The organism is Cupriavidus basilensis, assembly GCF_000832305.1.
GTDB lineage: Bacteria > Pseudomonadota > Gammaproteobacteria > Burkholderiales > Burkholderiaceae > Cupriavidus > Cupriavidus basilensis_F.
In genome coordinates, this window is record NZ_CP010536.1 from 2,316,815 (window position 1) to 2,329,511 (window position 12,697).

At 68.4% G+C, this 12,697-nt stretch carries 9 protein-coding genes and 1 pseudogene; 5 read left to right on the forward strand and 5 right to left on the reverse strand.

Going from position 1 to position 12,697, the window contains the following annotated elements:
* Positions 1–4 precede the first annotated feature (4 nt).
* Positions 5–1,303, forward strand: coding sequence for an acyl-CoA thioester hydrolase/BAAT C-terminal domain-containing protein (locus tag RR42_RS10830; RefSeq protein WP_043346519.1), 1,299 nt, complete (start codon positions 5–7; stop codon positions 1,301–1,303).
* Between the two features lie 45 nt (positions 1,304–1,348).
* Positions 1,349–2,478 (forward strand): annotated as a pseudogene (locus tag RR42_RS41720) (CMD domain protein).
* A gap of 19 nt (positions 2,479–2,497) precedes the next feature.
* Here RR42_RS41720 and RR42_RS10845 read toward each other — a convergent pair.
* Both RR42_RS10845 and RR42_RS10850 read right to left on the reverse strand, forming a co-directional pair.
* On the reverse strand, positions 2,498–2,866 hold the full coding sequence (locus tag RR42_RS10845) for a cupin domain-containing protein (RefSeq protein ID WP_144409814.1): 369 nt from the start codon (positions 2,864–2,866) through the stop codon (positions 2,498–2,500).
* Positions 2,867–2,900: 34 nt separating this feature from the next.
* On the reverse strand, positions 2,901–6,530 hold the full coding sequence (locus RR42_RS10850) for an FtsK/SpoIIIE family DNA translocase (RefSeq protein ID WP_043346528.1): 3,630 nt from the start codon (positions 6,528–6,530) through the stop codon (positions 2,901–2,903).
* Positions 6,531–6,806: 276 nt separating this feature from the next.
* Between RR42_RS10850 and RR42_RS10855 the strand changes: the two genes are divergently transcribed.
* Complete coding sequence (locus tag RR42_RS10855) at positions 6,807–8,024, forward strand: EAL domain-containing protein (RefSeq protein WP_043346530.1); 1,218 nt, start codon at positions 6,807–6,809, stop codon at positions 8,022–8,024.
* A 35-nt stretch (positions 8,025–8,059) separates the two neighbouring features.
* Here the strand turns inward: RR42_RS10855 and RR42_RS10860 are convergent, their stop codons facing one another.
* Positions 8,060–8,473: a DoxX family protein gene (locus RR42_RS10860; RefSeq protein WP_043346532.1), complete on the reverse strand. Its 414-nt coding sequence runs from the start codon at positions 8,471–8,473 to the stop codon at positions 8,060–8,062.
* A 140-nt stretch (positions 8,474–8,613) separates the two neighbouring features.
* Positions 8,614–9,570: a LysR family transcriptional regulator gene (locus RR42_RS10865; RefSeq protein WP_043346535.1), complete on the reverse strand. Its 957-nt coding sequence runs from the start codon at positions 9,568–9,570 to the stop codon at positions 8,614–8,616.
* A 149-nt stretch (positions 9,571–9,719) separates the two neighbouring features.
* On the opposite strand from RR42_RS10865, the gene RR42_RS10870 reads away from it, so the two are divergent.
* Together RR42_RS10870 and egtB are read left to right on the forward strand one after the other, a co-directional pair.
* Positions 9,720–10,322 (forward strand): FMN-dependent NADH-azoreductase, encoded by a 603-nt coding sequence (locus tag RR42_RS10870; RefSeq protein WP_043346537.1) that lies wholly within the window; start codon positions 9,720–9,722, stop codon positions 10,320–10,322.
* A gap of 341 nt (positions 10,323–10,663) precedes the next feature.
* Positions 10,664–11,953, forward strand: coding sequence for an ergothioneine biosynthesis protein EgtB (gene egtB / locus RR42_RS10875; RefSeq protein WP_043346539.1), 1,290 nt, complete (start codon positions 10,664–10,666; stop codon positions 11,951–11,953).
* A 53-nt stretch (positions 11,954–12,006) separates the two neighbouring features.
* Here the strand turns inward: egtB and RR42_RS10880 are convergent, their stop codons facing one another.
* Complete coding sequence (locus tag RR42_RS10880; protein ID WP_043346543.1) at positions 12,007–12,696, reverse strand: ankyrin repeat domain-containing protein; 690 nt, start codon at positions 12,694–12,696, stop codon at positions 12,007–12,009.
* Position 12,697: the final 1 nt, after the last annotated feature.

Below are 12,697 nucleotides of genomic sequence, written 5' to 3' on the forward strand. Positions count from 1 at the left end.
GGACATGGCACAGCTTCATATCACCCCGGCCGACGACCTGATCGACGTCGCGCGGCGGATTTCCGTGTCTGGACTGCGTCCCGGCGAAACCATTGCCATCGCCACGCGCACGCTGCGCGGCCCGGAGCTGGCCTGGGCCAGCGAAGCCACGTTCGCGGCGAACGCCGCCGGCACCGTGGACCTGGAGCGCGACGCGCCGCTGTCGGGCAGCTACACGGGCGTGAGCCCGATGGGCCTGCTGTGGTCCCAGCGCCCGGTCGATAGCGACAGCCGCGAGCAGTTCCATGCCGACGCCACCCGGGCGCTCGTGACCGAGATCACGGTGCGGGCCGATGGCGCGCAAGCACGCGGCGAACTGGTGCAGCGCCTGGCGGCTGCCGGCGTGACCCGCCGGGAAGTGCGCGAGGACGGGCTGGTCGGCACGCTTTACCTGCCCGCGGGCCCCGGCCCGCATCCGGCGGTGATGGTGCTCAATGGCTCGGGCGGCGGCATCAACGAACCGCGCGCCGCGCTCTACGCCTCGCGCGGGTATGCCGCGCTGGCCTTGGCCTACTTCAAGGCGCCGGGGCTATCGGACTACATCTCCAACACGCCGCTGGAATACTTCGAGTGCGGCCTGCGCTGGATCCGCGAGCATGTCCGGCCTGCGCGCAACTTCATCGCGCTGTCGGGCCAGTCGCGCGGCGGCGAGCTTGTGCTGCTGCTGGGCGCAACCTTCCCCGAGCTGGTCTCGGCTGTGATCGGCTACGTGCCCGGCGCGGTGGTGCACAGCGCGCAGAACGCCGCCGATCCCGCCATCGGCCGCGAAGGCCCCGCCTGGCTGCACCACGGCAAGCCGCTGCCGCATGTGTGGGAGAACAACCGCACGGCAAGCTGGGCGCCCTTTGACGAAGGCCCGGCGCCCCACCGGCACGAACGCGCCATCCTGACCGCGCTGCAAGACCCCGAAGCGGTGGCGCGCGCCCGCATCCGCGTGGAGGCGATCCGCGGGCCGGTGATGCTGCTGTCGGGGACCGATGACGGCTCCTGGCCTTCCAGCCTGTATGCGCGCATGGTGGCGGACAAGCTGGCCGAAGCGGGGCATGCCCACGACGTCAGGCACCTTGATTTCGAGCAAGCCGGCCACGCCATCCTCTTCCCGTATGTGCCGACCACCCAGATGGTCTATGCGCATCCGGTATCCGGACGCATCAGCACCACGGGTGGCACGGCGGCCGCCAATGCCGAGGCGGACGAGCAATCGTGGATCGCCGTGCGCGACTTCCTGGCGCGCGCCGTGGCGCGCCACGCTGGCCAAGCCTGAGTTGCCGAACAACAAAATCACTGAGTCAAGACCGAGAACCCCATCATGACCCAAGCCAATCCAGCCACCGCCGACGTGGTGGACAACGTTGCCGGCCTCGCCGCCGGCTCGGCCACCCACGCACTGCGCCATCAGCGTGAGAAGGTCGCCGCCGCCACGCAAGGCAGCTATGACGCGCTGTTCGATCCCGCCCTGCCCGGCCTGCCGCTGACCGAGCGCCTGCTGGTGGCGCTGTACGCCGCGCGCCTCACGCCCGCGCCGGAACTGGTTGCGCATTACAGCGCGCGCCTGGCGCAAGCCGGCGCCGATGCCGACCTGGTCACCGTGGCCGGGCAAGGCAATGCGGATTCGCTGGCCGATCCGCGCCTGCGTGCCATCCTCGCCTTCACCCGCACGCTGATCGAGAACCCGGTAGCGGGCGACGAAGCCGCCCTCAAGGCCCTGCCCGCCGCCGGCCTGGCCACGCCCGAGGTGGTGACGCTGGCGCAGCTGATCGCCTTCCTGTCCTACCAGGTGCGCCTGGTAGCCGGCCTGAAGGCCCTGAAGGCCCTGAACACCCTGCAATCCCAGGAGGCTGCAGCATGAGCGCACCCATCAAGGCAAACGGCTTCACCAACGAGGTGCTCGACTGGAAAGCCTGGCTGGACGTGGTCCAGGTGGACCAGGCCACGCCAGAGCAGATCGCGGTGCTGGAAGAAAGCCATCCCAAGGCCAAGGTATCCGACTACTACCTGTTCCTGGTGCATCAGCCCGAAATCCTGCGCCAGCGCTCCACCGCCTTCAACGCCATCATGTACGCCCCCGGCGGCATGGCGCGCGCGGAGCGCGAGCTGGCCAGCACGGTGGTGTCGCGCATCAACGGCTGCGTGTACTGCGCGTCGGTGCATGCCCAGCGCTTCGAGCAACTGGCCAAGCGCAACGATGTGATCACGCAGGTGTTCGAGGACCCGCATACGGCGGGCACCAGCGCGCGCGAGCAGGCGATCTCGAAGTTCTCGATCGCGCTGACCGAGCGGCCGGATGCGGTGAATGCCGACACCTTGCGCGCGCTGCGCGAGGTGGGCGTGAGCGATGCCGAAATCCTCGACCTGATTCACTCGATCGCCATCTTTGCGTGGGCGAACCGGTTGATGCTGAACCTGGGGGAGCCGGTGTTTCCGGCTGCGGAGAGTTAACGCAGGGCGCTGACGCCAGTCAGCCCTGCGCGGCCGGCTCGCAATGCACCGCGAGCCAGACCGTAGGCTGTTGCGCATCCGTCCACGCCACGCGATGCCGGCAATGCGCCGGCAGGTGCAGGTAGTCGCCGGGCGCGAGCGTGCGCGGCGCGGCCTCGCCGTCCAGGTGCAGGCCCGCGCTGCCGCTCAGCAGCAGCACCCACTCGTCCTGCGCGCTGTCGTACCAGAAGCCCTTTGGGCTGGCCTGGCCGTTCGAGACGATGCGCTCGATCTTCAGGCCGGGCCGCTCCAGCAAGGCTTCGAAGCGCTCGGCAGTGCGGTCGACCGGCACCTGCGCCAGCAGGTTGCCCTGTGGCGCAGGCGGCGGGTTGCCCTTGGCATCCATCATCGTCTCCGGTTGGGCGCAACGTCTGCCGCCAACGTCAATCGCCCGGGCCCGGCGCAAGCACGTCGCGCGCGCCGTTGCGGCCCATCGGCGAGACCAGTCCCGCCACTTCCATCTGCTCGATCAGGCGCGCCGCACGGTTGTAGCCAATGCGCAACTGGCGCTGCACGGCGGAAATCGAGGCCCGCCGGCTGGTAAGCACGAAGGAGGCCGCTTCGTCGTATAGCAGGTCGGCCTCCACATCGCCACCACCTTCGCCGAACAGGTCCGACGCTGCGGCCTCGGCGGGATCGCCCGCGAGGATGGCCTCGTCGTAGTCGGGCTCGCCGAACTGCTTCCAGTGCTCCACCACGCGGTGCACTTCGTCATCGGCCACAAAGGCGCCGTGCACGCGTTGCGGATAGCCGGTGCCCGGTGGCAGGAACAGCATGTCGCCCTGTCCCAGCAGGCTCTCGGCGCCCATCTGGTCAAGGATGGTGCGCGAGTCGATCTTGGACGAGACCTGGAAAGCCACCCGGGTCGGGATGTTGGCCTTGATCAGGCCGGTGATCACATCCACCGACGGGCGCTGCGTGGCCAGGATCAGGTGGATGCCCGCGGCGCGGGCCTTCTGCGCCAGCCGTGCGATCAGTTCTTCGATCTTCTTGCCCGCCACCATCATCAGGTCGGCCAGCTCATCGATCACTACCACGATGAACGGCAGCGTGCGCAGCGGCTCGGGCGCATCGGGCGTCAGCGAGAACGGATTGGGCACGTGCTCGCCCGCTGCCTCGGCGGCGCGGATCTTCTGGTTGAAGCCGGCCAGGTTGCGCACGCCCAGCGCCGACATCAGGCGGTAGCGCTTTTCCATTTCGCCCACGCACCAGTTCAGCGCGTGCGCGGCCTGCTTCATGTCGGTCACCACCGGCGAGAGCAGGTGCGGGATGCCTTCGTAGACCGACAGCTCCAGCATCTTGGGGTCGATCATGATCAGGCGCACGTCGTCCGGCGTGGCCTTGTACAGCAAGGACAGGATCATGGCATTGACCGCCACGGACTTGCCCGAGCCGGTGGTACCGGCCACCAGCAGGTGCGGCGCGCGCGCGAGATCGGTCACCACCGGGTTGCCGGTGATGTCCTTGCCCATCGCCAGCACCAGGTGCGAGTTGTGCGCGAGGAACGATGAGGCTGCCACGATCTCGGACAGGCGGATCATCTGGCGCCGCGCGTTCGGCAGCTCCAGCCCCATGCAGGTCTTGCCCGGAATGGTCTCGACCACGCGGATCGAGGTCACGCCCAGCGCCCGCGCCAGGTCCTTCATCAGGCCGACCACCTGCGCACCGCGCACGCCCATGGCGGGATCCACCTCGAAGCGCGTGATGACCGGGCCGGCCGAGGCGCCAACCACCGACACCGGCACCTTGAACTCCGCCAGGCGCTGCGCGATCAGGTTGCCGGTTTCCTGCAACTGCGCCTCGGTCACCTGCTGGATGTCTGCGGTGGCGGTTTCCAGCAAGCCCAGGTCCGGCAAACGGTAGTCCGAAATACGGGATGGCGGCGGCGTGACGGCAATGACTTGCGACGCCGGCACGGCGCTGGCTGCTGGCGCGGCGGTTACAACGAATGCGGCGGGTGCGGCGGGTGCGGGCACATCGAGCGCCACCATCTTGCCGACCACGGCCGGAAGCACAATGCGCGGCTTGGGCGCCGGCGGCGTGACCGGCAATGTTTCGGGCAGCGGAGCCGGCGCTGCCTCTATCTCGGGCGCGGGGCCGGCAGCGCTAACCTCGCTGCGGTGCTCGACCAGCAGATTGGCATCGAGAACGCCTTCGGCGATCTCTTCCGTGGCGGCTTCAGGCTCGGCCTCAGATTCGGCTTCAGGTTCGGGGTCGCCTACGGGCATCAGGTCGGCTTCGGCATCCTGAACGAACAGGATATTGGGTGCGGCTTGTGCTTCTACTTCCGGCTCTGCTCCGGCCTGCGCAGCCGGCTCGGCGGCGCCTTCCGGCGCCTGAAGCACTGCCGGTTCGTCCACCTCGGGCGCCAGGACAACCTCTGGCAAGGCAAGCGCCTCGGGCTCGGCCGGGACAGCTACTTCGATATCCACGGCGGACGGTTCGGCAACGACTCCGTCGCTGGGTTCGGCTGTTGCTTCGGCCGTTGCTTCGGCCGGGCTTTCGATCGAGGCTTCAGCCACGACCGGCGCTGCTACCTCGCTTGCGCCACCGGCGACAACATCGGTGCCTGCCTCGGCGACAACAGCGGCAACTGCGGGAGCGGCTTCCGGCTCCGGCTGCGCGTCGGCCGCCGGAGCGGCGGGCCGCGTCGACTTCCAGGCGCTGGCCAGTGCGCTCAGCTCCGCCATCAGCGCCTCGGCTTCCAGCCGGAGCGCATCCAGCGTCACGGTGGGCGCCGCGCCTGCGGATTCCACGTGCGGCTCCGCAATCTGCGGGGCGTCAACGGATGCAGCGGCGGGAATGGCCATGTCCTCGGTGGACAGCACCACCACAGGCTGCGGCTCGGCGGGCGCCACGGCGGGGACGGCCTCGGCCTCCAGCACTTCCGTTTCCTGCGCCTGGCCGGACAGCGATTCAGGCGCTGCCGGCCCGGATGGCACGGTGGCAACCTGTTCGCTTCGGTGCTTGCGCGCATCGTCGTCCTGCCCAACCGACGTCACGACTGGCGTGACTACCGGCATGACAACCGGCCGCACCGCGGCAGCTGTCGTCCCGCTCTTTGCAGCGGGCTGGGCGGGCTGGGCGGGCTGCGCATTGGGCCGCACATTGGCTTGCGGCAGCGTCGTGATGGCCGAGCGTGCGCTCATCTGCGGCTGGCGCACCGGGCTGCTGGCCACGGCCGCGCGTGCAGCCGTAGCCGGGGCAGGACTGGCTGCCCGGGCCTGCATGGCCGCCGCGGCACCAGCAGCAGACGCCGCGACGGATGCAGTGCGCGCGGTTGCCGGGCTGGCGGCTTGCGGCTGGCTGGGGGTGCGCAACGGCGCCGGCCTGACGGGCGCCTTGGCTGCAGGTGGCGGCGAGGCGGGCGCAGGGGCCTGCGGCTTGGCGGCACCCGGCGGCCCGGCCTGCTGCAACCAGATCTCGCCCGGCTGCGGCGGCGAATTGCGGGTGCGCGCCGGCGGCTGCCACACTGGCTGGCGTCGCGCCGATACGGCTTCGATGCCCTTGTGGCGCGGCACATAGTCGGTCGACCCCGGCACGGCGGTGTGCGTGGCGCCGAGGTGAGTGGTCTCCCAGCTGTCCGGCTCGCGCGCGGCGCGGGCGGGCGGGCGCTGGGGCGCCAGCTCGGCCTCGTCCGGCTCCGGCAGGCTGGGCTTGCGCAGGAACAGGCTGCGCCAGGTTTCGCCGAACACCATCGGCGCGGCCAGGGCCAGCACGCCCAGCATCAGCATCAGGCTGGCGCTCCAGCCGAGCATGCCGGAAACCAGGGTGCCCAGCGCGCGCCCGGCGCTGCCGCCCGACGTGCTGCCTGCCATGCCGCCCTCGCCCGCCGCGCCTGTCAGCGCTTCGAGCGAAGCGCTTGCGCACAGCACGATCAACGTGCCAAGCCATACCCGCAGCGTACCGCGTCCACTGAAGAACCGGCGCTCGCCGGCGAGCAGGCGCGCCGCCTGGCGCCACACCAGCGGCACAAGCCACAAGGTCGAAAATCCGAACCAGCCAAAACCCATTATCGAAACGCCATCATCAAATACCTCGGGCGACGATTGTAGCGGGTCTGGGCGCTGCGTTTCCGCCCAAGATGGCACTCGCAACGGAATATCGCCCGCTTTCCGGCGCCTGGCCCCCTCCCCCGCCGCGCGAACCCTGTGCGCCGACGTCGGCAAACGCCGGCGCAAAGGCGTGCCCGCCGTGCAGCATGTGCACTACTATGGACGAAGCCTGCCTCGAATCCACTCCGCCCGTTCTCATCGGCCGATTTCCATCGACCCCATCTCGAGCCAACCATGCAGACGCGCTACGCCGGACTGTCCGCCCTGGTGGTCGATGACCACCCGTTCCAATTGCTGGCGGCGGAACAGTTGCTGACCCAGCTCGGCGTCAGCGACGTGCACTGCGCCGCGGACGGCCGCATTGCGCTGGACCTGCTTGCCGCGCGCAAGGTCGACCTCGTGCTCTGCGATATCGAGATGCCGGGGCTCAACGGGCCCGGCATGATGGACGAGCTGACCCGGCGCAAGGACCACGCCTTCGCCGGCGCCCAGCCCCTGTGGGTATGGGTGTCGGCGCTGCAGGACGACATCATCGACTCCCATGTGAGCCTGGCCGATTCGGTTGGGCTCGCCCATGTGCGCGCGGTGCGCAAGCCGATCTCGGCGGTGGTGCTGGAAGAAATCCTGCAGGATGCGCTGGAGCGCGACCTCACCGCCGAAGCCCCGGCGGCGGCGCCAAGCCAGACGGATGACCGCGAGCTGCTGGCCGCGGTGCAGACGCCCGGCGCCATCGTCATCATGCTGCAACCGCAGTTCAGGATCAGCACCGGCGCGCTGGCCGGCGCGGAAGCGCTTTGCCGCTGGCGCCATCCGACCATGGGCCTGATCCGGCCCGACCTCTTCATCCCAAGGCTCGAGGCGCTGGGCGAGGCCGATGCCATCTTCCAGCTGGCGGGCCAGCAATGCCTGTCGGTGCAGCGCCAGCTGCTGGCGCGCGGCGTGCGCATCCCGCTGAGCATCAATGCATCCGCGCAGACGCTGTGCCGGCCCGGCGTGCTTGACGCCTTCGACGCCATGGTGGAAGCCAGCGGCATGCCGCGCCAGTTGCTGAATATCGAATTGACCGAGGGCTACCCGGTCTGCGACACCCGTGCCCTGTCGATCGCGCTGAACCGCCTGCGCCTGCTCGGCTACGGCGTGGCCATCGACGATTTCGGGATCGGCATCGCCACCCTCAAGCTGCTGGCGGACCTGCCCTTCACCCAGATCAAGCTCGACCGCTCGTTCGTGGTGGCGGTGCCTGGCAACAGCCAGCGCGCGGCGATCTGCCGCAACGTCATCAACCTCGCGCGCGACCTCAAGCTGGAATGCGTGGCCGAGGGCATCGAGACCCCCGCGCAGCGCGACGCGCTGCAAGCCCTGGGCTGCGACCTTGGCCAGGGCTACCTGTGGTCCCCCGCGCTGCCGCCCGACATGTTCGTGGCCGAAACGCTGGGCCGCTGGACGCCCTGAGGACGCACTCGGGACGCCCCCAAGCGGCAGCTACACTAATTCCACTTGCCGTTGATGCCGCCCACGCTCAGGCGCCCCGCACCCAGCAGCGCGACCGCGAGGGCGCCGCCCAGGAACATCGCTTGCAACTCCAGCGCCCAGCCGCCGGTGTCGGCCATCATGCCTAGCTGCTTCACATGGACGAGGCCCACCGCCACCAGCATGTTGACGACGACAATCAGCGCGGCGACCCGGGCCCACAAGCCAAGGATCAGCAGCACCGGCGCCACCACTTCCCCGATGTAGACACCATAGGCCAGCACCACGGGCAGGCCGGCCTGCGTCACCACCTGCGTCACGAATCCCGGCCCGGCGATAAGCTTGGAGATCCCGTGCAGCAGGATCAGCGCGCCGAGCACAATGCGCAGTACCGCCTTGCCCAGGTCCTGCGATGGCTGAGAACCACTCATGGTCGTCACTCCTTGTCCGCATCAGAAAAGCGCGAATGAGCCGCCTGCAGCCGAAGCGCCTTTGGCTCCACGCGCGGCACGCATATTTACCTTAGTGCGCCGCGCGGTGAAGGTAAAGGCACAAGTTGCGCTGGCGTGTCTCAGACCTGGCCGACGGGCCGATGCATACCCGGCTGGCGCGGCGGCTGCATGCCCGCCTTGCAGGCCGTCTCGGGCAAGATGTCGGCAAGGAAATCCAGGAAGCGCCGCAGCGCCGGCGGCATGCCCTTGCGCGAGGGAAAGACCGCGTGCAACGTCCCGACCGGCATGATCCACTGCGGCAGCAGCACCTCCAGTTCCCCGCTCTCGATGGCATCGCGGCAGAACATGCGCGGCAGCATCGCCACGCCGACGCCCGCGATGGCGGCCGCGCGCAGCAAGGCGAATTCGTCGGTGACAAGCCGCGGATCGTACGGCACGTGGATCGACTGCCCGGTATTGCAGGTCAGCGTCCAGACATGCTTGCCGTCGTGCGGCTTCTGGTTAACGCCCGGCATGCCATCCAGCGCCTCTGGCGTGCGCGGGCGGCCGATGCTGTCCAGCAGCGCCGGGCTGGCTACCAGCATGAGCGGGCTCTCGCCGTAGGTGCGCACCACCAGCGACGAGTCGTCCATCACGTCGCGCACCCGCAGTGCCAGGTCAAAGCCTTCGGCGATCACGTCCACGCGGCGGTTGGTGGCTTCCAGTTCGATGCGCACGCCGGGATTGGCCTGCATGAAATGCCCGATGGCGGGCGCCAGCAGGCTCTGGGCAATGGCCACGGGGCAGCTCACGCGCAAGGTGCCGCCGGGCTGGTCGCGAGCCTGCTCGATCACTTCGCGCGCCGCTTCGGCCTCGGCCAGCATGGCGCGGCAGCGCTCGTAGTAGGCCTCGCCGATAGGCGTCACGCGCACCTGCCGGGTAGTCCGGCGCAACAATTGCACCCCCAGGTCGCGCTCCAGCTGGGCAATGCGCCGGCTGAGCCGGGACTTCGGCACGCCGCTGGCACGGCTCGCGGCCGAAAAACTGCCGTGCTGGACCACCTGGGCAAACAGAGAAAGATCGTTCAGGTCTTGCATGGGTCATCCTTGGCAGTAGGAGCGTGCCAGGGTAGCAGCACGCCTGCGTTCTGCGCCTGGAACAATAAGTTCTATTTTGCCCCACTACCGGCATCAATGGCAGACCGCTATCTTTCATTCATCCAACCCGAACCCCAGTGGAGATGAACATGAAGATCTTGCAAATCGACTCGAGCGTACTTGGCGGCCATTCCGCTTCCCGCAGCCTGACCGCCAAGGTGGTCGCCGACCTGCGCGCCAAGCACCCCGAAGCCACCCTGACCGTGCGCGATCTGGACCAGGACGCGCCGGCGCACCTGTCCGGCGCGCTGCTGCCCGTGCTGGGCGGCCCGAAGGACGGCCTCAACGCCGTGCAGCAAAGCGAGCTGCAACGCACCGAAGCCTTCCTCAAGGAATTCCTCGAAGCCGACGTGCTGGTCGTCGGTGTGCCGCAATACAACTTCGGCATCCCCAGCCAGCTCAAGTCCTGGATCGACCGCATCGCCCAGGCTGGCCGCACCTTCAAGTACACCGAGACCGGCCCGGTCGGCCTGGCCGGCGGCAAGCGCGTGATCGTGGTGTCGTCGCGCGGCGGCGTGCGCCAGGACGCCAACGCCCTGGACCTGCATGAGCAGACCGTGGATGTCGTGTTCCGTTTCCTGGGCATCACCGACATCACGTACGTGCGCGCCCACGGCCTGGCGATGGGCCCCGAAGCCCGCGAAGCCAGCCTGGTCGCCGCCAACGGCGCGGTGCAAGCCCTGGCAGCCTGATCCCGGCACGGCGGCCTCGCGCCGCCCAGTCCAGCGCAAAACGCCCGCCCGCAGTCATGCCGGCGGGCGTTTTGCATTCCTGCGTTTCAGCCCTCGCGCCTTGCAGCGCTGCGCCCTGCCACGGATTCTTGCAGGCGCGAGCCGCCTATGCCCACCGCGCGATCGGGTCTATGATGGTTCCGAACGCCTGAGCGGTTTCGGTGCATTTCCATCCAGGGGGAAGCCCGCGCGGCCTTGTTGTGCAGGCCCGGGTCGGAACCTGTCCGCAATCCACACGCCACGGCCAGCCGCCGCCCAAAGCGGCATCCGCGGCGGATGCATAGTCCGATCCGGGAGCCCGCATGTCCTCTGCCCTGCTGCCTGCCAGCGCCGTGCATCCTCCGCACGAGCCAGCCCTGCTGTCCCAGTACCGCCATGTGCGCGCGGCTACCGAAGCCATGGTCGCCGACCTCACCGACGCCGACGCCACGGTGCAGTCCATGGACGACGCCAGCCCCGCCAAATGGCACCTGGCGCATACCACCTGGTTCTTCGAGGAATTCGTGCTGACGGCGCGTATCCCGGACTACGAGCCGGTCGATCCGCAGTATCGCTACCTGTTCAACTCCTACTACGAATCCGTCGGCGCCCGCCACCCGAGGCCACGCCGCGGCCTGCTGTCGCGGCCGTCACTCGACGAGATCCTGGCTTACCGCGAGGCGGTCGACGAAACCATGCTCGGGCTGCTGACCACCGCGCAGACCGATGCCGAGGCGGCGCTGATCGAGCTTGGCCTGAACCACGAGCAACAGCACCAGGAGCTGCTGCTGACCGACATCCTGCATCTGTTCGCGCAAAACCCGCTCAAGCCGGCCTTCGCGCCGGAGCTGCTGGCGCCCGTGATCGCCGATCCGCGCCCGGCGCCGGAATGGATCCGCTTTGCCGGTGGCGTGGTCGCCATCGGCCATGACGGCGACGGCTTTGCCTTCGATTGCGAAGGCCCGCGGCACAACGTGCTCCTGCAGCCTTACCAGTTGTGCTCGCACCCGGTCACCAACCACCAGTGGTTTGAATTTATCGAGGATGGCGCCTACCGGACTGCCGGACTGTGGCTGTCGGATGGATGGCGCTGGGTGTGCGAACACGGCATCGAGGCACCGCTGTACTGGGAGGAGCGCGAAGGCACCTGGTGGCAAATGAGCCTGCGCGGCATGCAGCCGGTGGACCCGGATAGCCCGGTCACGCATATCAGCTTCTATGAGGCCGATGCCTTTGCCCGCTGGGCCGAGCGGCGCCTGCCAACCGAGGCGGAATGGGAGCATGCCGTGCGCAACCTGCCGGCTACCGGGAATTTTGTCGAGGGACGCGTGCTGCGGCCGCTGCCCGATCGCCAGAATACCGCCGGCGTGCTGCGGCAGATGTTCGGCGACGTGTGGGAATGGACTGCCAGCCCCTTCCAGCCCTACCCGGGCTTCCGGCCTGGCGCCGGCGCGGTGGGGGAATACAACGGCAAATTCATGTGCAGCCAGATGGTGCTGCGCGGCGGCTCCTGCGTCACGCCGGAGTCGCATATCCGCGCCAGCTACCGCAATTTCTTCTACCCGCACCAGCGCTGGCAGTTCACCGGCCTGCGCCTGGCCGACGACGCCTGAGCAGAAACCAGGCAAAAACGCGCCGGGTTTTGGCCCGGCGCGTCTTCATTAAGTCAGTTCCACCCCTTTTGTGGAGGCTGCGCGCTTAACGGCGTCTGCGGATACAGCTTCTGCCAGCGCGACTTCAGCCCTTCCGCGATCTCCTTCTGGTGATAGCGCTCGGCAAAATCGATCACGGTCATGCCCTGCTGGTTCTTCAGGCGCATGTCGGCGCCTTCGTCCAGCAGCAACTTGACCGTCTCGATATGCCCGCCGCGCGCCGCCATCATCAGCGGCGTGCTGCCATTGGGGCTTTCCGCGTCGATATAAGCCGCGTGGTCGACCAGGAACTTGACGATCTCGTTGTTGCCGTTGGTCGCGGCGTAGTGCAGCGGCGTCCAGCCAGTCTTGTTGATCTCGACCTCCATCTGGTCGACCATCAGCTTGACCAGGTCCAGTTCGTTCTGCAGGCTGGCCATCATCAGCGGTGTCTCGCCGGCCGCATTGGTCTTGTCGAAGTCGATGTCCTTGGCACGGATCAGCGCCTGCGCCACCTTCAGCGACTTCTCGCGCAATGCCACCACCAGCATGGGATTGCCCTTGGCGTCCACCAGGTTCGGATCGACCCCGCGCGCCAGCATCTTCTGGGCAGCCTTGACGTCATCGAACTCCACCGCATGGCGCATATCGTCCACAGGCGCGGCCCAGGCCACGGCGCTCACCAGCATGGCCGCAACGGCGGCAAGGCGTCGGACGGTATTCATG

Excerpts from the sequence above, each read along its gene's own strand:
- RR42_RS10830 (WP_043346519.1), top strand. The coding sequence starts at position 5 with ATGGCACAGCTTCATATCACCCCGGCCGACGACCTGATCGACGTCGCG.
- RR42_RS10845 (WP_144409814.1), bottom strand. The coding sequence starts at position 2,866 with ATGATGGATGCCAAGGGCAACCCGCCGCCTGCGCCACAGGGCAACCTG.
- RR42_RS10850 (WP_043346528.1), bottom strand. The coding sequence starts at position 6,530 with ATGGGTTTTGGCTGGTTCGGATTTTCGACCTTGTGGCTTGTGCCGCTG.
- RR42_RS10855 (WP_043346530.1), top strand. The coding sequence starts at position 6,807 with ATGCAGACGCGCTACGCCGGACTGTCCGCCCTGGTGGTCGATGACCAC.
- RR42_RS10860 (WP_043346532.1), bottom strand. The coding sequence starts at position 8,473 with ATGAGTGGTTCTCAGCCATCGCAGGACCTGGGCAAGGCGGTACTGCGC.
- RR42_RS10865 (WP_043346535.1), bottom strand. The coding sequence starts at position 9,570 with ATGCAAGACCTGAACGATCTTTCTCTGTTTGCCCAGGTGGTCCAGCAC.
- RR42_RS10870 (WP_043346537.1), top strand. The coding sequence starts at position 9,720 with ATGAAGATCTTGCAAATCGACTCGAGCGTACTTGGCGGCCATTCCGCT.
- egtB (WP_043346539.1), top strand. The coding sequence starts at position 10,664 with ATGTCCTCTGCCCTGCTGCCTGCCAGCGCCGTGCATCCTCCGCACGAG.
- RR42_RS10880 (WP_043346543.1), bottom strand. The coding sequence starts at position 12,696 with ATGAATACCGTCCGACGCCTTGCCGCCGTTGCGGCCATGCTGGTGAGC.